This is a genomic window from Streptomyces peucetius, from assembly GCF_025854275.1.
Lineage (GTDB): Bacteria > Actinomycetota > Actinomycetes > Streptomycetales > Streptomycetaceae > Streptomyces > Streptomyces peucetius_A.
Genome location: NZ_CP107567.1, coordinates 5,157,997 through 5,179,169, shown reverse-complemented (window position 1 = coordinate 5,179,169; position 21,173 = coordinate 5,157,997). Strand labels below are relative to the sequence as shown.

The window sequence follows — 21,173 nt, the reverse complement described above, 5'->3', positions numbered from 1 at the left end:
TCAGTCATGCATGAGAACGACCGGCGGTCCCGCTTCGCCGAGGAGGCCCGCTCCGAACGCCCGGACCTGGCCCTGCTCTGCCTGCTCATCGGCGCGGAGGCGGACCCGTCACTGGACGAGGCGGCCATGGACGCGGCCCAGATCGAGCTGGACCGCCTGGCCGGGATGGTCCCGTACGGGCTGCGCGGCCCGCACGCCTGGGCGGCCGCCCTGGCCGAACTGCTCGGCGGCCGCGAGGGCTTCCACGGCACCCCGGGCGACTACCAGCACCTGGAGTCCTCGCTCCTCCACCAGGTCCTGCGCCGCCGCCGCGGCCTGCCGATCCTGCTCTCCGTCGTCTGGACGGAGGTCGCCCGCCGTGCGGGCGGGCACGTCTACGGGGTGGCCCTGCCGGGCCATTTCGTCGTCGGCTTCGGCGACCCCGAGGAACAGGTGCTGGCCGACCCCTTCGCGGCCGGCCGCGTCCTGTCCGGCCCGGACGCCGAACTCCTCGTCGCCGGCACGACGGGCACCTCCCTGACCCCGTCGATGCTGTCCCCCGCCGATCCGCTCGCCGTGGTCTCGCGCATCCTCAACAACATCCGCGCCTGGGCGGCCCTGCGCCCCGAACACTCCGGGGTCGCCCTCTGGGCGCTGGACCTCCTGCTCCTCCTCCCCTCCCGCCCGGCCCGGCTGCGTTTCGAGCGGGCCCAGCTGCTCGTACAACGCGGCGACTTCATGACGGGCGCGGCGGAGATGGACGCGTACGCGGAGGTCGTGGACGCGGTCGAGCCGACGGCGGCGGAGGCGATCAGGAGCCAGGCACGGGCGGCCCGGGCCCGCCTGAACTGAACGCGCCCGACCCGCCCCGCTCAGCGGAACTCGTGCACGACCTGGATCTCCCCCACGATGTGCGCGTTGAACTCGTCGAGCTCCTCGGCCGGCACCCACAGCTCCAGGATCGTCTCCCCGCCGGCCTGCCGAGCGGGATACCGCGCGACGAACTCCGACTCGACCTCGAAGCGCGTGACGAAGCCGGCGCCGTCGTGCTTGACGTTCCAGTCACGCGCGATGCGGACCGCGTAGTCCTCGTTGAGCACGGGGTAGAAGATCGGCTGCTCCGGCAACCTCGGCGGCCACGCCCGCCACCCCGACTGCCGCACGAGATCGAGCTCGACGGGGCCGGTGGGACGCCAGAGTGTGGTGGTGACGGGGCTGCCGCTCATACGGCTGGACAATAACGCCGGGCTCGGCCAACGGGCTACGGGTTTCCGGGGCCGAGCGCGCCCCTGTCGCTAACCAGAAGGCACGGCACCATCAGCCCTGTCGATGCCGAGTCGATCCTTGCGGCCGCGGCGGAGACCGGTCTGGACGTGTCGGCCTTCCTGGTGCCCGCCGGCCGCGAGAAAGCGGCACGGCCGGCCCTTGCAGCATCGACGTTCGCGCACGTCGACGAAGCCATCACCGCAGCCGAATCGGAGGCCGAAGTCCCCGCGAGCCTTCAGACTCCGATGTGGACGCCGAGGACGTGGTCAGAATCGGGCCGAGGTCGCCACCGTGCGGGCGCGATCGGCCGAGCAGCGCCGTGGGGAAGGGATGCCATAGTCACGTCGGCGCCCACGCCGCCATGAGCTGCTCCGGTCCGTACGCCGCAGCGCCCCCCTCCGCCTTGAAGCCCGACCGGGACACCGCCACCAGGTGCGAACGGTCATCCACACCGGGGACGGCCAGGGCGTCGCGCGCGAGCGCAGCCAGGTCTCATGTCGAACGGCGTCCGTTCGTGCCACTTCACCGATCCCACGGAAGAGATTTTCCGAGCAGGCACCCGGTCAGCGGCGGCGACCTCGGGCTTGTTTCGTGCGGGGCCATCAGCCGCCGATCTCACAGGCGTACGCTCCGCGACGGAGCCCCTCCACCCGGTTTCGGGCGAGGGGCTCCGTCGACAGCAGAGTTCCGTGGAGACCGCTCAGCTCGGGTTCAGCTCGATGACCGCCGTGCGCTCCGCGGGGGTCTTGCCGCGGAGGGCAGGACCCATCACGGCGGCCACGTCGTCCGGGGAGACCTCGTGCTTCTTGCCGTCGCCCTTGGTGATCATGATGCCGTCGAAGACGCCCTCGAGCAGGGTGTCGATGGCCTCCTTGTCGTAGACCTCGACCAGCCTGCCGTCGATCGCCTTCACCGAGAGGATCTTCGGCAGCGACTTCGTCGGTCCGAACTGGATCGACTTGCTGCCGGCCTTGATCGTGATCAGACCGGACATGGCCGGCTCCGCGAACTCCTTCATCGCCCGGTCGAGCTCGGCCTGCGTGATGGTCGGCTCGCGGGTGGTCACGGGCAGCTCCACCACGTTCGGAGCTCCGGTCTGCACCTGGGCGCGGTAGGCGTCCTTGACGGAGATCATCGCGCGGCCGACGTCCAGCGCTTTGCCCGGCTTCCCGGGGACGGCGACGGCCTTCCCGGGCTCGAACCTGATCGTGCCGTCGCTGGAGGGCCCGGCGCCGCCCGCCAGGTCGGCGAGGGCGACGCTCAGCTTCTCCTCGTCGACGACGATCATCGGCGGGGCGACGCGCTCGCCGCCGAAGAGGGAGCCGATGACGGAGACCGGGTTGTAGTCGCTGCCGGCGGCCCCGCGGACGGTGGCCTGGCTGTCCAGGGACAGACCGGCCTTGTCCGGTGGAAGTTCCGCCTTCTTCCCGTCGATGGAGAGCTGCAGCGGTGCCTTGGCCCGCTCACCGAACGCGGCCTCGAGCTTGTTGACCGCCTCGTCCTTCGTCCCGCCGCCGATGTCGACGCCCAGGACCGTGGTGCTCTTGGGCACGTCGGAGTGGTTGAGCAGCAGCCCTGCGCCGTACGCGATACCGAGCAGGCCGACCACACCCGCTCCGGCCAGGACCAGCTTGGAGCGGCCCTTCCTGGCCGGCGGGGGCGTCGGTGCCGGCCGGGGCGCGGGCCTGTCCGCGGCATCGGGGGCCACGGGGCCGCCACCGGGACCGGCCGGGAACTCCGGTACGGAGAAGCCGCCGTCCGCGGCCGGCGGAGCGGACCGCTGGGCCAGGATCGGGTTGGGGCCGGTGCCGGGGCCGTTGTCCGGTCCGCCGAGGGGCGCGAACGGCGAGCGGTGCGCGCCGGGTACCACCGGCATGCCGCTGGTCAGCGTGTCACCGGAGACGTGCCCGCCGCCTTCGGGCGCTGACCTCTGCGGGGTGAGCACCGCCGTGTCGTCGGACATCCGGGGCACCGACGGTGCACCCGTGCCCGGTGCCGGACTGCCGGTACGCGGGCCGAGCGGCATGTCACCGGTGGCCGGTCCGGCCGTCGGACCCGCGGGAGCGCCGTTGCGGTCCGGTGCGCCGGGCGGGGGCGTGGTACGCCCGGGCGGCGGCGCGAAGCCGTTGCCGGGGCCACGGCCGCCGGGAGGACCGCCCGGCCCGGGGGGCGCTGCGGGGCCACCGGTCTGGTCCGCGAGAGCCGCCAGGCCCGAGCGCGGGGAGCCGGCTCCGGGACCGCCGGGGCCGCTCCGGCCACCGGGGCCACCGGGACCCTGCGGCGCACCGGGACCGCCGCCAGGACCACCCGGGCCCCCGCTCGGACCGCCGGGTCCCGGCATCCCACCGGCGGGCGCACCCGCACCGGCACCCGGCCCGGGCGTCGCGCCCGCCGGCGGTGAGCCTGCCGCCGGCCTGCGCGGCGCGAACCAGTCGCTGGCCGGCGGCTTCCCCTCGGCCGCCGGTGCCGACGGGCCCGCCGCCGGCGCTCCGGGGCGCGGCGTGCCGCCCGTACGCTCGCTCTCCCGCTCGGAGGCTGCCGTGGTGGACGCCGAGGCGGACCCGGGGCCCGTACCGGCCCTCGTCCCCGAACCTGACGTCCTGGACGTGTCGGCGCCGGGCCCCGCGTCCACGTCGCTCATCGGCGTACGCATCACGACCGGCGGGATCGGCCGCGAACCCGGGATGTTGATCCGGATGCGCGTCGTCAGCGTCGTCTCGGTCTTCTTCTCTTCCGGCTGCTGCTCGGGCGCTGCTTCCCCGGCCTCGTCGGAGGCGTCCTGCGGGTGCAGCGACGGATACTGGCGCGATCCGTACGGCGGTGTCCCGGAGGGGTACGCGGCTCCACCGCGCCCCTGGGGGCCGGCGGACGAACTGTCAGTTTCACGACTCAAAGCAGGTTCTCCCGGTTGGCTTCGCCGCCCGTTCTTACTGGATAGCTTTCTGCTGCGGGCGGCTCGGCGGCGCGCACCACCATACTGGCCACCGCCGACGGACACCCCGGGACTGCGGGAAGCGGCCTTCCGCCGACCGTACGGGCATGGTCAGTTCAGCGGCTACCCACCCCGTGGGGCGACCCACCCTAGGGGGCCGGTCACACCGGCTGATTGCTGGGGTCCTGTCGGCGACTATCCGCCAAGTCGTTCCGGCTCACCGCCGGGTCGCGGCAACCGCGACATGGTGGCACACATCACAGCGGCCGCCATGCCGCCGAGCATGAAGACGAGCGGTCCGATCCCGGCGCCGAACATCGCGTCGCCTTCCGGGCGTCCCACGCTGAGCACGACGATCGCCGCGAGCCAGCCCACCGCCGAGGACGCCACCCCGAACTGGGTGCCCGTCGCCCGCACGGAGCCCAGGAACAGACCTGCCGAGGCCAGCAGCGCCAGGGCCAACCCGCCGGGGAACCAGGCGGCCTGGACGAGCGAGCCCGCCGCGCCGACGGCCGCGCCCAGGATCAGGAGCACGCCGTACGCCGCGATCCGGCCGGGCCGGGGAAGCTGCGGGGACCGGGTCAGCCAGGAACCGGTCCCGCGCTCGCCGCCCCCGCCACTCGCCGTGCTCCCGCCCGCGCCGCCGCTCCCCGTACTCCTGCCCGCGTCACCGCTCCCTGCCCTGCCGCTGCCGCCCTTGCCCGCGTTACCGCTTCCCGTCCTGCCGCTGCCGCTCACGCCGGAACCCCCGCGAAAAGGTCGTACTCGCGCTCACCGGGCGCCGCTCCGGACTCACCGACGACCAACTGGTAGTACTCGGTGGTGAACAGGGGCTGCCCCAGGTCGTTGGAGAGCGCGAAGAACGGACCGTCCACGGCGATCTGAGTGGTGTGCGCACGCATCGCGGCCGCCTTTCGCTCCGCGAACGCGGTGCCGTCGATCTCGGTGGTGATGTCCGAATCATCCACCACGCCGGGGATGTCACCGATCTCGGCGATGCCGGGGAAGTCCGCCCCGGCTGCCCGCAGCCGTGCGAAGCCCTCTTCGGCCGCCGACCGTGCGACACGGTTCCAGTAGATCTTCGCGATCTTGTGCGGCGCTCCGAGATCCGGCCGGAAGCCGGGGTCCGCGGCCAGTTCGGCGGCCCGCATGGCCACGCGGTGGGCCTGGATGTGGTCGGGGTGCCCGTACCCGCCGTCGGGGTCGTAGGTCACCAGCACCTGCGGACGCACCGAGCGGACGACCTCCACGAGGTACCCCGCCGCCTCGTCGATGTCGGCGCTCCAGAACGCCCCTTCGCGGTGGTTCTGCTCGAGTCCCATCATCCCGGAGTCCCGGAAACGACCCCTGCCACCGAGGAAACGGTGGTCGGTGACGCCCAGTTCCTTCATCGCGGCGGCCAGTTCCCCGACCCGGTGGGGCCCCAGCCGGTCCTCCCGGTCCGGTGCGAGATGGGCGAGATCGTCCGGAATGACCTCGCCCTCCTCGCCGAGCGTGCACGTCACCAACGTGACATGGGCGCCGGAGGCCGCGTACAGGGCCATCGTGGCGCCGTTGTTGATCGACTCGTCGTCCGGGTGGGCATGCACCAGGAGCAGACGGCGGGCGGGGAGATCCTTCATACGGACACCCTAGAACGGGTGCCGCGGCGGTGTCCGGGTCAGAACTTGATGCCCCCGATCATCCCCGCGACGTTCGTCGTCAGCTCCGTGATGGTCGGCGCGATCGACGAGCTTGCGAGGTAGAACCCGAGCAACACGCAGACCGCCGCATGTCCCCCCTTCAGCCCGGATTTCCGGATCAGCAGGAAGACGACGATCGCCAGCAGCACCACCGCCGAAATCGAGAGTGCCACGGCGGTTCACCTCCACAGATATTCGGTCGGGACGGGCCAGTTGCATGTGCCAGGACATGTGCCAGGAGGTTCATACCCACCTTGCGCTACGGATCATAACTATCCGTACCCAGGCATCGATCGGTGCACGGCAGCACACGGGGGCGCACAGCGCCTAAGGTTCGGATCCATGACGTCGACGCCGCCGCTCTCCTTTCCGCGTCAGTCCGCGCGGACCCAGCGCTTCACGCTGGGCGCCCCCCGCGCCTTCACCGTGTCCCCGGACGGGTCGCGCCTGGTGTTCCTGCGCTCGGCGTCCGGGACCGACCGGTCGGGACTGCTGTGGGTGCTCGACCTGGACGGCCACGGCCCGCCGCTGGAGCGTCCGGCCGCGGACCCGCGGGAGTTGCTGGGCGGCTCCGCCGAGGAGCTGTCCGCCGAGGAGCGCGCCCGGCGCGAGCGCAGCAGGGAAGGCTCCGCCGGAATCGTCGGCTACGCGGTCGACCAGGCGGTCGAGTTGGCGGCGTTCACCTTGTCCGGGCGGCTGTTCACCGCGGAGCTGCGGGCCGGTACGGCACGCGAACTGACCGTGCCGGGGCCCGTGCTGGACCCCCGGCCCTCCCCGGACGGCCGGCTCGTCGCCTATGTGTCGGGCGGCGCGCTGCGGGTGACGGGCGCGGAGGGCGAGGGGGACCGTGCGCTGGCCGAGCCGGACGACGAGCACGTCACCTACGGTCTCGCGGAGTTCGTCGCCGCCGAGGAGATGGACCGCTCTCGAGGCTTCTGGTGGTCACCGGACTCGGACGGACTGCTCGTCGCCCGCGCCGACGAACGCGAGGTGCGGCGCTGGTGGATCCCCGACCCGGCGCACCCGGACCGGGAGCCGGCGAAGGTCGCGTATCCCGCCGCGGGCACGCCCAACGCCGACGTACGGCTGTTCTTCGTCACCCTGGACGGGGAGCGCACGGAGGTGAGTTGGGAACGGGACCGCTATCCGTACCTGGCGCGCGTGCACTGGTCGGCGGCCGGCGCTCCGCTGCTGCTCGTGCAGTCCCGGGACCAGCGCACCCAGGTCCATCTGGCGGCCGATCCGGAGTCGGGCAGAACCCGGACCGTGCATGTGGACGAGGACGCCGCGTGGCTGGAACTCTTCCCCGGGGTGCCCGCCTGGGCCCCGGACTCGTCGCACGCGCGCGGCTTCGGCGCCGGCCGGCTGGTGCGGATCGCGGACGAGGGCGGGGCGCGGGTGCTCGCCGTCGGCGACCGGGTGCTGACCGGCCCGCAGTTGCAGATGCGCGCGGTGCTGGACATCGGAGAGAGCGACGTACTGGTCTCGGCTGCGGCGGGCGAGGACGCCGCGCGGCCGGAGACCGGCGAGATCCATGTGTACCGGGTGAACGAACTGGGCGTCGAGCGCGTCTCGGAAGGACCCGGCGTCCATGCCGCGGTACGCGCGGGCGGGGTGACCGTCCTCGCGTCGTCCCGCACGGACGCGAGCGGCGCCACGGTCCAGGTGCTCAGGGACGGCAAGCAGATCGCGCTCGTCGCCTCGCACGCCGAGCAGCCGGTGCTGCGCGCCCGGCCGGTGCTGACACAGGCCGGGGCGCGGCGGATTCCGTGCGCCGTGCTGCTGCCGTCGGACCACCAGGAGTCGGACGGCCCGCTGCCGGTGCTGATGGACCCGTACGGGGGTCCGCACGGTCAGCGCGTGCTGGCCGCCCACAACCCGTATCTGACCTCGCAGTGGTTCGCCGACCAGGGCTTCGCCGTCGTCGTCGCGGACGGCCGCGGCACCCCCGGCCGCTCCCCGGGCTGGGAGAAGGCGATCGCCGGGGACTTCACCGTGACGCTGGACGACCAGATCGAGGCACTGCACGCCCTGGCCGGGTCCTTCCCGCTCGACCTGTCCCGGGTGGCCGTCCGCGGCTGGTCGTACGGCGGATATCTGGCGGCGATGGCGGTGCTGCGCCGTCCTGACGTCTTCCACGCGGCGGTGGCGGGCGCCCCGGTGACCGACTGGCGGCTCTACGACACCCACTACACCGAGCGCTATCTGGGCGACCCCGGTGACCGTCCCGCTGCGTACGCGGCGAACTCGCTGGTCACCGATGCCGGGCTGACGGCCGTGGAGGGCCCGGCACGGCCGCTGATGATCGTCCATGGTCTGGCGGACGACAATGTCGTGGTGGCCCATGCACTGCGCCTCTCCTCGGCGCTGCTGGCCGCGGGCCGCCCGCACGAGGTGCTGCCACTGACGGGAGTGACCCATATGACGCCGCAGGAGCAGATCGCGGAGAACCTGCTGCTGCTCCAGGTCGACTTCCTCAAGCGGTCACTGGGGCTCGGCGGCTGAGGAGCGGCCGGTCACCAGTTCGGCGGCGGTGACGAGGGCGGCGGCGGGCCCTGCGGCGGTCCGTGGCCGCCGGAAGGCCCCGGATACCCGTACGCCGGCCCGGCCGGCGGATATCCGTACCCGTACCCCGCCGGGAACCGGTGCGCGCCGGGCGGGGAGTCGTCCGCGGGCCGGCTTTCGCCGCGCATCAGCAGCAGCACGATCAGCGCGGCCCCGGCGATCAGTTCGAAGAACGAGGTAACGGTGATCAGCTGGCGCTCCAGCGACACCAGCTCGAAGTTCTCCAGCAGCCGGTACCGGAGGACGGTGTCGACCCCGACCGCTCCCGCCATGACGACGACCGCCGCGAGCACCAGGCCCAGCGGGCGGGAGAAGGCGGCCCTGGCGAGCAGGCCGATGCCCGCCGTCACGCAGAGGATCACGACGGTGGCCGCCAGCCAGCCGGCCGGCGGGGCGAGCAGCCGCTGTGCCACCCGCTCACCGCCGACCAGGTTGTCGACGAAGACGGCCGGGCCGACCTGGTATCCGAAGCGGATCTGCCACGCGGTGACCACCGTGGCGTCCAGCAGCAGCAGCGCTCCGGCGAGCCAGGCGACGGCCGTGGTCGGCCGGGCGGCACCCGCCCGGAAACCGGCGCCGCGACCGTCCGCTTCCGCCGGGCGTCCGCCGGCCAGCGCGGTGATCACCAGTCCCACGGCCAGCCCGAGTACGGCGAAGGTGCTGAGCAGGCCGCGGGCGCGCAGCGACTCGGTGGGCTGGAGGTAGGCCCAGGAGGCGGTCAGGACCCACAGGCTCGGCAGCCGGACGGCGAGGGTGAAGACCGCGGTCGCGATCAGCGCGGCTGCGGCGGCCGAGGAGCGCAGCGCGGCGACCGCCGTGCCGGCGTACACGGCGACCAGCACCGCGTCGACCGGCGAGCTGACCAACACGGACATCCGCATGTGGTACCGGGTGTCGTACGACCACTGCGCCCAGAAGTCGGCGAGTCCGCCGGTCACCGACATGTCCCTGGCGATCCACGCCCCGGTGATCAGCGCGAGCACGCCGCACAGCGCCGCTCCGGTGATCCGGGCCCCCCGCGTAAGAGTCACGCCGCCGATCCTGCCGGGGTGGTAACGGGCGAAACAAGGCGACGATCGGACAGTTCCGGACACCGGCGCACAGGCGGTACGAACGACCGGCCGGGTCCGCGGGCGCGGACCCGGCCGGTCTACGGCACCCGCACGGCCGTACGTTCCTCAGGATGCCCGGTCCGTATATCGGAGCCGCTTCGCCCGAGTTGCCGCGGTGTTAACAGATTTGACGCCGACTCACAGCGTCTTCGCACCGTCGTCGTCACCGCGCTCCGGTCCGCCGGGCACCACATGCATCTCCGACGCGAAGTGGCAGGCCGACGGGTGCTGCACGGACCCCTCGGCCGTCCGCAGATGTTCCGGGACGGCCAGCAGCGGCACCTCCACGACGCACCGCTCCTGCGCCTTCCAGCAGCGGGTCCGGAAGCGGCAGCCGGACGGAATGCTGGTCGGTGACGGCACGTCCCCCGTGAGGATGATCCTCCCCCTGGCTTCGCCGGGGGGACCCCCACCCGGTGCTCGCGCCTCCGGGTCGGGCACCGGGACCGCGGAGAGCAGCGCCTGCGTGTACGGGTGCGTGGGGTGGTCGTAGATCTCGGCGTCCCTGCCGATCTCCACGATCCGTCCGAGGTACATCACCCCGACCCGGTCCGAGATGTGCCGGACGATCGACAGGTCGTGGGCGATGAACACATAGCTGAGCGAGAACTCGTCCTGCAGCTTCTCCAGCAGATTGATGACCTGCGCCTGCACCGACACGTCCAGCGCGGACACCGGCTCGTCGGCGACGATGACCTCCGGCTGGAGGGCGAGCCCCCGGGCGATGCCGATGCGCTGGCGCTGGCCGCCGGAGAACTGGTGCGGATAGCGGTTGATGTACTCCGGGTTGAGCCCGACGACGTCCAGCAGGTCCTGGACCTTTTGCCGGCGCGATCCCTTGGGGGCGACCTCCGGGTGGATCTCGTACGGCTCCCCGATGATGTCGCCGACCGTCATCCGCGGGTTGAGCGACGTGTACGGGTCCTGGAACACCATCTGGATGTTGCGCCGCACCGCCTTCAGCGCACGCCCCGACAGCCTGGTGATGTCCTCGCCCTTGTACCGGATGGTGCCTGCCGTCGGCCGCTCCAGATGGACCAGCATCCTGGCGAGCGTGGACTTGCCGCAGCCCGATTCCCCCACGATGCCGAGGGTCTCGCCGGCGTACAGGTCCACGTCGACGCCGTCGACCGCCTTGACCGCGCCCACCTGCTTCTTGAAAAGGACGCCCCTGGTGAGCGGGTAGTGCCTGTACAGGTCGCGGACCTCGAGGATCGCCTCAGCCATGGAGCGTCGCCTCCCAGAAGTGGCAGGCGCTCCCGCGCCGCTCGTCCACCTCGTACAGCGGTGGTACATCGGTCCGGCACACGTCCTGGGCCATCGGGCAGCGCGGGTGGAAGGGACAGCCCGAGGGGATGTGCATCAGGTTCGGCGGCAGTCCCTTGATCGCGTACAGCTCCCGACCCTTCTGGTCCAGGCGCGGGATCGACTCGAGCAGGCCCTTGGTGTACGGGTGGGCGGGTGCGCGGTAGATGTCGTGGACGGGGGCCGTCTCGACGATCCGGCCCGCGTACATGACGGCGATCTTGTCGGCGACGTCGGCGACGACCCCGAGGTCGTGGGTGATCAGGATCAGCCCCATGCCGAGTTCGCGCTGGAGCTCGGCCAGCAGGTCCATGACCTGCGCCTGCACGGTGACGTCGAGGGCCGTGGTCGGCTCGTCGGCGATGATCAGGTCGGGCTCCAGCGAGAGCGCCATCGCGATCATGATGCGCTGGCGCATGCCCCCGGAGAACTGGTGCGGATACTGGCCGACCCGCTCCTTGGCCGCGGGGATGCGGACCCGGTCCATCAGCTCGACCGCCCTGGCCTTCGCGTCCTTGCGCGACAGCCCCTGGTGGACGACGAACATCTCGCCGAGCTGGTCGCCGACGCTCAGGACCGGGTTCAGGGAGGACAGGGCGTCCTGGAAGATCATGGCCATTCCGGCGCCTCTGATCTTCCGCCGGTCCTCCTCCCGCATCGTCAGCAGGTTCTGGCCCTTGAAGAAGATCTCGCCGCCGGTGATCCGGCCGGGCGGCATGTCCAGGATGCCCATGACGGCCTGCGCGGTGACGGACTTGCCGGACCCGGACTCGCCCAGCACGGCGAGCGTCTCGCCCGCGTCGACGGTGTAGTCGACACCGTTGACCGCCTTGGCGACCCCGTCCCGCATACGGAACTCCACGTGCAGGCCGCGTACCTCGAGCAGGCTGCCGGAGGCGTCGGGCTGAGCGGGCATCACGGCCTCGTAGGACGTGGCGGGCATGGCGGCTCCTCAGCTTCGGTCAGCGCAGCTTGGGGTCGAGGGCGTCGCGCACCGCGTCGCCGAGCATGATGAACGCGAGCACCGTGACCGCCAGGGCCCCGGCGGGCCACAGCAGCATGTGCGGCGCGTTACGGACGTACGGGGAGGCCGACGAAATGTCGATGCCCCAGGAGACGGTCGGCGGTTTGAGGCCGACGCCCAGGAACGAGAGCGTCGCCTCCAGCGAGATGTAGGTGCCAAGCGCGATGGTCGCCACCACGATCACCGGGGCGACGGCGTTGGGGGCGATGTGCCGCAGCAGCATCCGTGAGCTGGAGGCGCCGAGCGCCCGGGCGGCCTGCACGTAGTCGTTCTGCTTGGCGGTGATGACGGAGCCGCGGGCGATACGGGAGATCTGCGGCCAGCCCAGCAGCACCATGAAACCGACGACGGGCCAGACCGTGGTGCTGGTGATCACGGACAGCAGCACCAGGCCGCCGAGGACCACGGGGATGCCGAAGAAGATGTCGGTGAGCCGGGACAGGACGGCGTCCCAGGCGCCGCCGAAGAAGCCGGCCAGCCCGCCGAGCACCGAGCCGAGCAGCGCCACGCCGAGGGTGGCGCAGACGCCGACGGTCACGGAGGCGCGCGCACCGTAGACGGTACGGGTGTAGACGTCGCAGCCCTGTCCGTTGAAGCCGAACGGGTGTCCGGGCTGGGAGCCCTCCTGGGCCCTGGCGAGGTCGCAGGTGAGCGGGTTGCCGGAGGCGATCGCCGAGGGCCACAGCGAGATGAAGATCAGGAAGAGGATCACCAGGGCCGAGACGATGAAGACCGGGTTGCGCCGCAGATCGCGCCAGGCGTCCGACCAGAGGCTGCGCGGCTTCGCGGCCGGCCCGGTGCCCTCGGGGCCGTCGGGTGTCTGCTCCAGCGTCTCGCCCTCGCTCATCGCCAGATTGGTCGCGCCGCCCGCTCCGGTGGCGGCGACGGCCAAGTGGGCGGGGTCGTCGAAATGCGGATTCTGCTGCGGCTCAGGCATAGCGGATCCTCGGGTCCAGAACGGCGTACAGCAGGTCGACCAGCAGGTTCGCCACGAGGAAGACGATGACGAGGATGCTGACGAAGCCGACGACGGTCTGTGTGTTCTGCCGCAGGATGCCCTGGTACAGCTGATAGCCGACCCCGTGGATGTTGAAGATCCGCTCGGTGACGATCGCGCCGCCCATCAGGGCGCCGACGTCGGTGCCGATGAAGGTGACCACCGGGATCAGGGAGTTGCGCAGCAGGTGCTTGCGGATCACCCGGCTCCGCGGCAGGCCCTTCGCCTTGGCGGTGCGGACGTAGTCGGCGCGGCTGTTCTCCGCGATGGAGGTGCGGGTCAGCCGGGTGACATAGGCGAGCGAGACGGAGGCGAGCACCAGACCGGGGACGATCAGTTCGTCGAGCCTGGCGTCGGTGGAGACGGACGGGTCGATGATGTCCCACTTGTAGCCGAGGAGCAGCTGGAGCAGCAGACCGGTGACGAACGTGGGCACCGAGATGACGACGAGCGTGAACAGGAGCACCCCGCTGTCGACGGGGCGGCCGCGGCGCAGGCCGGTGACGACGCCGAGGGCGATGCCGATGATGATCTCGAAGACGACGGCCACCAGGGTGAGCCTGATCGTCACCGGGAACGCCTCGCCCATGAGCTCGGTGACCTTCTGGCCGTTGAAGGCGGTGCCGAAGTCCCCGGTGAAGACGTTGCCCATGTAGGTCGCGTACTGCTGCCAGACGGGCATGTCGAGGCCGAACTCCTTGCGCAGCCGGGCGGCTGTCGCCGGGTCGCACCGCCGCTCTCCGCACAGTCCCGCGATGGGGTCGCCCATCACATTGACCATGAGGAAAATCAGCAGGGTGGCGCCGAAGAAGACGGGGATCATCTGCAGCAGACGCCGGATCACATAACGTCCCATGAACGGCTCCGGGGGTCGGGGAAGGGGCACCGGCCCGGCGATGCGGGTGCGCGGGGCGGGTGCCTTCCGCCGTCAGTTGACCGTGATCTGGTCGTAGACAGGAACGCTGAACGGGTTGAGCGCGACGTTGGAGACGCGCTCGGAGTAGCCGGCGCTGCCGTTCTGGTACCAGAGCGGGATGGCGGCCATCTCGTCCCGTACGACCTTCTCCGCCTCCTTGAACGTCTCGACGGCCTGCGCGGGGTCGGTCTGGGCGTTGGCGCGATCGATCAGGTCGTCGAACTTCTTGTTGCTCCACTTGCCGTCGTTGGAGGAGGCGTTGGTGTAGTAGAGCGGCTGGAGGAAGTTCTGGATCAGCGGGTAGTCCATCTGCCAGCCGGCCCGGAAGGGCCCGGACATCTTGGACTGGGTGATCTGGTTGCGGAAGTCGGCGAAGGTGCCGATCGGGTTGCCGACGCACGCCCGGTCGTTGCCGAGGGCGTTCTTGATGGAGTTGCAGACGGCGTCGACCCAGTCCTTGTGGGAGCCGGTGTCGGCGTTGTACGAGATCGTGATCCGTCCGCCCGGCAGACCGCCGGCCTCGGCGATCAGCTGCTTCGCCCGGGCGGGGTCGAACTCGCACGCCGTGCCGCACAGGGGCGGGTCGTAGCCGCCCTCCTCGCCGAGCACCGGTGAGGTCCAGTCCTTCGCCGGTGTGCGGGTCTGCTGGAAGATGGTGTCGGTGATCTGCTTGCGGTTGATCGCCATGGACAGGCCGGTGCGGAGCTTCGCCCCGTCGGGGGTGTCCCAGTCGTCGTCGTAGTAGGGGAAGGCGAGCGTCTGGATGATGCCGGCGGGACTGTTGATGTACCGGTCGCCGAGGTCGGCCTGCACGTTCTTGAGCTGGGAGGCGGGTACGTCGTCGACGAGATCCAGGTTGCCGGCGATCAGGTCGGTGTAGGCCGTGTTGTTGTCGGTGTAGACCTTGAGGTCGATGCCGCCGTTCTGCGCCTTGTCGGGCCCCATGTAGCCGTCCCAGCGGCGCAGGGACATCTGGGAGCCCCTGGCGTACGAGTCGACGGTGTACGGGCCGTTGCCGACGGGCTTGGCGAGCCAGGCGTCGTGATCGTCGAAGAACGCTCTCGGCAGCGGGGCGAACGCCGCGTAGCCGAGGGTGTCGGGCCAGGTGGAGAACTTCTGGGAGAGCTTCACGGTGAAGGTCCGGTCGCCGGTGACCCTGAGCCCTGACAGGGTGTCGGCGGTCGCCTCGCCCTCCTCCGGGTGGACCTTGTCGTACCCGTCGATGTAGCCGAAGAAGTAGGCGTTGCGCTGATTGTTCTTCAGGTGCGCCCCGTAGTTCCAGGCGTCCACGAACGACCTGGCGGTGACGGCCTCTCCGTTGCTGAACTTCCACCCGGGCTTGACGGTGATCGTGAAATTGACCGAGTCGGTGGTCTCGATGCTCTCGGCGAGCATGTCCTCGGCCTCACCGGTCTTCGGGTCGTACCGCTTGAGACCGCGGAAGATCATGTCGAGGACCTTGCCGCCCTGCACCTCGTTGGTGTTGGCGGGCTCCAGCGGATTCTGCGGGTCGCCCCACGAGGAACTCACGATCCCGTCGGCCCCACCACCGCCGCTGTCGCTCCCACCGCCGCAGCCCGCCGCCGCGAGGACGACGGCGACCGCGCATGCGGCCCACTTCACGTGGGTGGCTCCGCGCATGGAGTGCCTCCTAGATCCCAAGTCGACTTGGGCCCAATATCACTCCACAAGGGACCTAACGCATTTTCAGGTCGCCCGTGTGGCGGGAGCCGGCACCGGCAGGATCAGCTCCCATGTGTCGATCGCGTAGTGCAGGGTCATCCCGTGCGCCTCGTAGAGGGCCAGCGCCCGGCTCTCGTTCTGCGTGTCCACCGCCAGGCCGATGGTGTCCCGGCCGCGGGCTGCGTACACGGCGAAGGCGTGGCGCAGCAGATGGCCGCCGAGTCCACGGCCCCGTGCCGCCTTCCGCACCCCGAGATTGCCGATCCAGCCCATGGTCTCCTTGTCGTTCCGGGTCAGCAGCACGGCCACGTCGCCTTCGCCCTCGACGGAGGCGATCCACATGAGCGACCGGTCGCGGGGGCCGGTGTCCGCCAGCCACTGCTCGTAGCTGCGCGGGTGGTGGTCGAAGTGCTCGGCGAAGGTCTCCTCCACCAGCGCGTGGGCCGTCCGGTGGTCCGCATCCGCGACGCAGTCGCGCAGCGACACTCCGGCTGGCGGCTCACAGGGCCGGTCGGCGGCGGTCAGCGGACGTGTCATGACCTGGTGGCGACGGACGGTACGCCAGCCGCGCGTCACGAGCAGCGCGGTGTCGAGCGTGGGCCGGACGTTGAGGTTCAGGTGCAGCACGGCCCGCTCCGCGCGGGCCGCCGCGGCCTTCCGCGCGGCGCGCTCCTCGATCCGCTCGAGGACCGGCAGGGCGGCATCCGGCCGGCCGGGCAGGACGTAGTGGTCGACGCCGATGTCGCCCTGCCCCGAGTCGCTCCACAGGATTCCGTACGCCAGGAGGTCACCGTCCTCGTGCACCAGCCACGAGTCCCGGGCGAGGTCGATCTCGGGGTGGGCCAGATCGGTCTCGACCGTGTGCAGCTCGGTGTCCGGGTGGCCGATCTCGGCGACGTCGGCGGCGTTCAGCAGTGCACAGACGGCGGGTGCGTCCGCGAGCGTCGCGGGCCGGACGGTGAGTGGCATACCGCCCACTGTCGGCGGCCCGTCCCGGGCCACGCAACAGATTTTCGCCTCTCAGGCCGCCGGGTCCCGGGGGACCGCCAGGGCGACCACCACCTCGTCGTCCTCCAAGTCCCCGGTCGGCGTGAACCCGAGGGCCGCGTAGAGCTTGGCCGCGCCACTGTTGTCCGGGTGGTAGGAGAGCCGTATCTCCCGGCAGTCCGGCCGCCGGGACAGCATCCGGATCAGCGCCTGCATGGCCGCCCGGCCCACACCCTTGCCCTGCTCGTCGGCGTCGACGACCACACCCCCGATCCAGTGGGCCCCGCCCTCCTCGTCGTACGCCCACATGACATGGCCGACGACGGTGTCGTCCGCGAGGACGCCGAGCGAGGTCCAGAGTCCGCCGCACATCGAGAGCAGCAGATAGCGGGCGGCGAGGGCGGCGACGAAACCCCGCTGCTCGTCTCGGGGCGCGATGTCGGCGACGGCCCGCCAGTTGCCGTCGTCGACGGCGCACAGCGCGATGCGGCGGCCTTCGCGGTCGGTCGGTTCATGTTCCATTCGGACACCCTCCGGTGCGGGCGCTCTCCGCGCAACGCCTTTCCACGACGCGCAGGGCGCCCACCCCCGAGGAGGTGGGCGCCCTGCGTCGACGAGTGGGGACTACGCCGCGTGGACGACGTCCTTCTCCTCGGCGAAGTGGCACGCCGACTCGTGCGCGGCCGGGGTGTCCTGGCCTTTGAAGCGCTGGGGCACCGCGAGCAGCGGCACCTCGGTGGCGCACTTCTCCTCCGCCTTCCAGCAGCGGGTGCGGAAGCGGCAGCCCGACGGCGGGTTCGCCGGCGACGGCACATCGCCGGTGAGGATGATCCGCTCACGGCCCTCGCGCATCTCCGGATCGGGGACCGGGACCGCGGAGAGCAGCGCCTGCGTGTACGGGTGGGTGGGGTGGTCGTAGATCTGCACGTCCGTGCCGATCTCCGCCATCTTGCCCAGGTACATCACGCCGACGCGGTCCGAGATGTGCCGGACGATCGACAGGTCGTGGGCGATGAAGAGGTAGGACAGGTTGAACTCGTCCTGCAGCTTCTCCATCAGGTTGACGACCTGCGCCTGCACCGACACGTCCAGCGCGGACACCGGCTCGTCGCAGATGATGATCTCCGGATTGAGCGCGAGGCCGCGGGCGATGCCGATGCGCTGACGCTGACCGCCGGAGAACTGGTGCGGGTACCGGTGGATGTACTCGGGGTTGAGACCGACGACGTCCAGCAGATCCTGCACCTTGCGGCGCCGGTCGCCCTTCGGAGCCACCTCGGGGTGGATGTCGAAGGGCTCGCCGATGATGTCGCCGACCGTCATCCGCGGGTTGAGCGAGGTGTACGGGTCCTGGAACACCATCTGGATGTTGCGGCGGACGGCCTTCAGCGCACGGCCCGTCAGCTTGGTGATGTCCTGGCCCTTGTAGAAGACCTCGCCGGCGGTCGCCCGCTCCAGCGTCATCAGCAGCTTCGCGACGGTGGACTTGCCACAGCCCGACTCGCCGACGATGCCGAGCGTCTCGCCCTGGTAGAGGTCGAAGGAGATCCCGTCGACGGCCTTGACCGCGCCGATCTGCTTCTTGAAGAGGATGCCCTGGGTCAGCGGGAAGTGCTTGACCAGGTTGCGCACCTGGAGGATCGGCTCACCGCGGTGGACCGGGGCCTCGATCGCCTGGACCGCCGCCGCCTCGGAGGCGGCGTCGACCGTCTCCACCTTGGCGACGTTGGGGGTCGCGTCCACGGCCTCGTTCGTCTTCTTGAGCTCAGCCATGGATCGTCTCCTTCCAGAAGTGGCACGCGCTGCCGCGGCCGGGCAGCTCGCTGCCGTCCTGCTCGGTCACCGGGACCAGCGCCGGGATCTCCGTACGGCAGATGTCGTCCGCCTTGGGGCAGCGCGGGTTGAATGCGCAACCGGTGGGGATCTTCAGCAGGTTGGGCGGCAGACCCTTGATCGCGTACAGCTCCTGGCCCTTCTGGTCCAGGCGCGGGATCGAGTCGAGCAAACCCCGGGTGTACGGGTGCGCCGGCCGCTTGTACAGCTCGTGCACGGGTGCGGTCTCGACGATCCGGCCCGCGTACATCACGGCGATCTTGTCCGCGACGTCGGCGACGACGCCGAGGTCGTGGGTGATCAGGATCAGACCCATGTTGTACTCGCGCTGCAGCTCCGCCAGCAGGTCCATGACCTGGGCCTGCACCGTCACGTCGAGCGCGGTGGTCGGCTCGTCGGCGATGATCAGGTCCGGCTCCAGAGCCAGGGCCATGGCGATCATGATGCGCTGGCGCATACCGCCGGAGAACTGGTGCGGGAAATCGTTGACCCGGTCCTTGGCGGCCGGGATCTTCACCCGTTCCATCAGGTCCACGGCCTTGGCCTTGGCCTGCTTCTTGGACAGACCCTGGTGGACGCGGAACATCTCACCGAGCTGGTAGCCCACGGAGAGCACCGGGTTCAGCGAGGAGAGCGCGTCCTGGAAGATCATCGCGATCTTCTGACCCCGGATCTTCCGCCGCTCCTCGTTGCTCATGGTGAGCATGTCCTGGCCACGGAAGAGGATCTGGCCCTGCGGGATCTTCCCCGGCGGCATGTCGAGGATGCCCATGATCGCCTGCGCGGTCACGGACTTGCCGGAGCCGGACTCGCCCAGTACGGCCAGGGTCTCGCCGGAGTCGACGCTGTAGTTGACGCCGTTGACCGCCTTGGCGACACCGTCACGGGTGTGGAACTCCACGTGCAGGTCACGCACGTCGAGCAGTGGACCGGAGGCATCCCCCGCGCCGCGCGGCGCCGGAACCCCTGCTGTTTCTTCGATGATGGTCACGTACGCCTCCCTCAGCGCATCTTCGGGTCGAGGGCGTTGCGTACCGCATCGCCGAACATGAGGAACGAGAGCACTGTGATCGAGACCATCACCGAGGGGATGATCAGCACGTACGGTGCGTTCCGGATCTGGGCGAAGCCGTCGGAGACGTCGATGCCCCACGAGACCGTGGGCTCGGAAAGACCGATACCCAGGAAGGACAGCGTCGCCTCTGCGCCGATGTAGCCGCCCAGCGCGATCGTCGCGACGACGATCACCGGGGCGAGGGCGTTGGGCATGATGTGCTTGATCATGATCCGCGAGGTCGAGGCACCGAGAGCCCGCGCAGCCACGACATAGTCGGCCTGCTTGACGGTGATGACCGCGCCTCGGGCGACACGGGCGATCGAGGTCCAGCCGAGGAAGGCCAGCGCCAGGATGACCGTCCACACGGCGCGCTTCTCGAAGCTGGTGAGGATCACCATGGCGCCGAGCAGGAACGGGATGCCGAAGAAGATGTCGGTCAGCCGGGAGAGCAGCGTGTCCAGCAGGCCGCCGAAGTAGCCGGCGATCATGCCGAGGGCGCCGCCGATCAGGGTGACCAGGATCGTCACAGTGATGCCGACGGTGATCGAGGCGCGGGCGCCGTGGATGACGCGGGCGTAGATCGACCTGCCCTGGATGTCGTAGCCGAACCAGTCCGGAGCGAAGAAGTGGCTCCAGTTCGGCTGCTGCAGGTAGTGGTTGACCAGGTCACCGTCGCGCGGCGACGCGCTGGTGAACAGGCTGGGCACCGCCGCCATCACGATCAGCAGCAGGATCAGCGCCGACGACACGATGAACAGCGGGTTGCGGCGCAGGTCGTGCCAGGCGTCGGACCAGAGGCTGCGCGCCTTGGCGCTCGCCGGGCCGGCCTCGACCACCAACGCGGTCTCGGGTTCGGCAGCGGTCAGCAGCTCGTCCTGGGTCTTCGAGGTCTCTGCGATTTTCTCAGGCATACCGGATCCTCGGGTCCAGGACCGCGTAAAGCAGGTCGACGAGCAGGCTGCAGATTAGGTAGACAAGGACGATCAGCGTGACCACGCCGACGACCGTGGCTCCCTCGCGCCGTCTCAGGGCCTCGAAAACGAGACTGCCGATGCCCTTCACGTTGAAGATGCCCTCGGTCACGACCGCACCCGACATCAGGGTGCCGAGGTCGGCACCGAGGAACGTGACGACCGGGATCATCGAGTTCCGCATCAGGTGCACGGTGACGATACGGCGGCGCGGCAGGCCCTTGGCGACGGCGGTCCGGATGTAGTCGGACCGCAGGTTCTCCGCGACCGACGTGCGGGTCAGTCGCGCCACATAGGCGAGGGAGAGGGCCGCCAGAACCGAAGCGGGCAGCAGCAGTTCGTTCCAGTTCTCCTGAAGGGAGACGTTCGGCTCCACGATGCCGAGCTCGAACGCGAAGAAGTACTGCGAGAGCCGGCCCAGCACGAACGAGGGGACCGAGATCAGCAGCAGCGTGAGGAGCAGCAGACCGCGGTCACGCAGCGATTCGGGCTTCAGACCCGCGAGAACACCCAGGGTGATACCCGCGACGACCGTGAAGGTGAACGCGAAGAACGTCAGCTGGATGGTGACGGGATACGCGTCGGCGATGACCTCCGCGATGGGGCGCTGGCTTGCGATCTGTGTACCGAAGTCACCCTGGAGCAGGTTCCCGAGGTAGATCACATACTGCATCAGAATGGGCTTGTCCAGCCCGAGCTGTTGCTTCAGAGAGTCGATCTGCGCCTGATCGACGTGCTGTTCACCTGCCAGTGCGCGCACGGGGTCGCCGGGCAGCGCGTACATCATCATGAAGATGAGCAGGGTCGACCCGATGAAGACCGGGATCATCTGGAGCAGTCGTCGTGCGACGTAGCGCCCCATGG

The 21,173-nt window shown here is 70.4% G+C and carries 19 protein-coding genes; 2 read left to right on the top strand and 17 right to left on the bottom strand.

The genetic code is table 11. The annotated features are described in order from the left end of the window. Positions 1 to 6: 6 nt before the first annotated feature. The gene (locus OGH68_RS23965) at positions 7 to 831 is read left to right on the top strand and encodes a transglutaminase-like domain-containing protein (protein ID WP_264247022.1); all 825 of its coding nucleotides are present in this window, start codon (positions 7 to 9) and stop codon (positions 829 to 831) included. Between the two features lie 20 nt (positions 832 to 851). Here the strand turns inward: OGH68_RS23965 and OGH68_RS23960 are convergent, their stop codons facing one another. The 5 genes from OGH68_RS23960 to OGH68_RS23940 form a co-directional block, all read right to left on the bottom strand. Beyond that, positions 852 to 1,205 carry a hypothetical protein gene (locus OGH68_RS23960; protein ID WP_264247021.1) on the bottom strand — a complete coding sequence of 118 codons (354 nt, stop codon included), beginning with the start codon at positions 1,203 to 1,205 and terminating at the stop codon, positions 852 to 854. A 740-nt stretch (positions 1,206 to 1,945) separates the two neighbouring features. Beyond that, positions 1,946 to 4,138, bottom strand: a complete 2,193-nt coding sequence (locus tag OGH68_RS23955; protein WP_264247020.1) for a hypothetical protein — start codon at positions 4,136 to 4,138, stop codon at positions 1,946 to 1,948. A 234-nt stretch (positions 4,139 to 4,372) separates the two neighbouring features. Continuing rightward, positions 4,373 to 4,762 carry a DUF6113 family protein gene (locus OGH68_RS23950; RefSeq protein WP_264250249.1) on the bottom strand — a complete coding sequence of 130 codons (390 nt, stop codon included), beginning with the start codon at positions 4,760 to 4,762 and terminating at the stop codon, positions 4,373 to 4,375. A gap of 149 nt (positions 4,763 to 4,911) precedes the next feature. After that, positions 4,912 to 5,799 carry an N-acetyl-1-D-myo-inositol-2-amino-2-deoxy-alpha-D-glucopyranoside deacetylase gene (gene mshB / locus OGH68_RS23945; RefSeq protein ID WP_264247019.1) on the bottom strand — a complete coding sequence of 296 codons (888 nt, stop codon included), beginning with the start codon at positions 5,797 to 5,799 and terminating at the stop codon, positions 4,912 to 4,914. Positions 5,800 to 5,837: 38 nt separating this feature from the next. Continuing rightward, a complete protein-coding gene (locus tag OGH68_RS23940; protein WP_100108922.1) occupies positions 5,838 to 6,032 on the bottom strand; it encodes a hypothetical protein in 195 nt (64 codons plus the stop codon). Positions 6,033 to 6,201: 169 nt separating this feature from the next. Between OGH68_RS23940 and OGH68_RS23935 the strand changes: the two genes are divergently transcribed. Then, positions 6,202 to 8,364, top strand: coding sequence for a S9 family peptidase (locus OGH68_RS23935; protein ID WP_264247018.1), 2,163 nt, complete (start codon positions 6,202 to 6,204; stop codon positions 8,362 to 8,364). Positions 8,365 to 8,375: 11 nt separating this feature from the next. Here the strand turns inward: OGH68_RS23935 and OGH68_RS23930 are convergent, their stop codons facing one another. The 12 genes from OGH68_RS23930 to OGH68_RS23875 form a co-directional block, all read right to left on the bottom strand. Then, positions 8,376 to 9,455 carry a hypothetical protein gene (locus OGH68_RS23930; RefSeq protein ID WP_264247017.1) on the bottom strand — a complete coding sequence of 360 codons (1,080 nt, stop codon included), beginning with the start codon at positions 9,453 to 9,455 and terminating at the stop codon, positions 8,376 to 8,378. Positions 9,456 to 9,674: 219 nt separating this feature from the next. Beyond that, entirely contained in the window at positions 9,675 to 10,763 is a 1,089-nt protein-coding gene (locus tag OGH68_RS23925) for an ABC transporter ATP-binding protein (protein WP_264247016.1), read from the bottom strand. Then, a complete protein-coding gene (locus OGH68_RS23920) occupies positions 10,756 to 11,784 on the bottom strand; it encodes an ABC transporter ATP-binding protein (RefSeq protein ID WP_264247015.1) in 1,029 nt (342 codons plus the stop codon). The genes OGH68_RS23925 and OGH68_RS23920 overlap by 8 nt, the downstream gene beginning before the upstream one ends. Positions 11,785 to 11,803: 19 nt before the next feature. Then, complete coding sequence (locus OGH68_RS23915; protein ID WP_264247014.1) at positions 11,804 to 12,802, bottom strand: ABC transporter permease; 999 nt, start codon at positions 12,800 to 12,802, stop codon at positions 11,804 to 11,806. Beyond that, a complete protein-coding gene (locus OGH68_RS23910; protein WP_264247013.1) occupies positions 12,795 to 13,718 on the bottom strand; it encodes an ABC transporter permease in 924 nt (307 codons plus the stop codon). The genes OGH68_RS23915 and OGH68_RS23910 overlap by 8 nt, the downstream gene beginning before the upstream one ends. 72 nt (positions 13,719 to 13,790) lie before the next feature. After that, positions 13,791 to 15,419, bottom strand: a complete 1,629-nt coding sequence (locus OGH68_RS23905; RefSeq protein ID WP_264247012.1) for a peptide ABC transporter substrate-binding protein — start codon at positions 15,417 to 15,419, stop codon at positions 13,791 to 13,793. 66 nt (positions 15,420 to 15,485) lie between these two features. Further along, entirely contained in the window at positions 15,486 to 16,430 is a 945-nt protein-coding gene (locus tag OGH68_RS23900; RefSeq protein ID WP_264247011.1) for a GNAT family N-acetyltransferase, read from the bottom strand. Positions 16,431 to 16,481: 51 nt separating this feature from the next. After that, a complete protein-coding gene (locus tag OGH68_RS23895; protein ID WP_264247010.1) occupies positions 16,482 to 16,970 on the bottom strand; it encodes a GNAT family N-acetyltransferase in 489 nt (162 codons plus the stop codon). Between the two features lie 102 nt (positions 16,971 to 17,072). Then, positions 17,073 to 18,221: an ABC transporter ATP-binding protein gene (locus OGH68_RS23890; RefSeq protein ID WP_264247009.1), complete on the bottom strand. Its 1,149-nt coding sequence runs from the start codon at positions 18,219 to 18,221 to the stop codon at positions 17,073 to 17,075. Then, complete coding sequence (locus tag OGH68_RS23885) at positions 18,214 to 19,272, bottom strand: ABC transporter ATP-binding protein (RefSeq protein WP_264247008.1); 1,059 nt, start codon at positions 19,270 to 19,272, stop codon at positions 18,214 to 18,216. The genes OGH68_RS23890 and OGH68_RS23885 overlap by 8 nt, the downstream gene beginning before the upstream one ends. An 11-nt stretch (positions 19,273 to 19,283) precedes the next feature. Then, positions 19,284 to 20,249 carry an ABC transporter permease gene (locus OGH68_RS23880; RefSeq protein WP_264247007.1) on the bottom strand — a complete coding sequence of 322 codons (966 nt, stop codon included), beginning with the start codon at positions 20,247 to 20,249 and terminating at the stop codon, positions 19,284 to 19,286. Continuing rightward, positions 20,242 to 21,171 (bottom strand): ABC transporter permease, encoded by a 930-nt coding sequence (locus OGH68_RS23875; RefSeq protein WP_264247006.1) that lies wholly within the window; start codon positions 21,169 to 21,171, stop codon positions 20,242 to 20,244. Before OGH68_RS23875 ends, OGH68_RS23880 begins: the two co-directional genes overlap by 8 nt. Between the last annotated feature and the right edge of the window lie 2 nt (positions 21,172 to 21,173).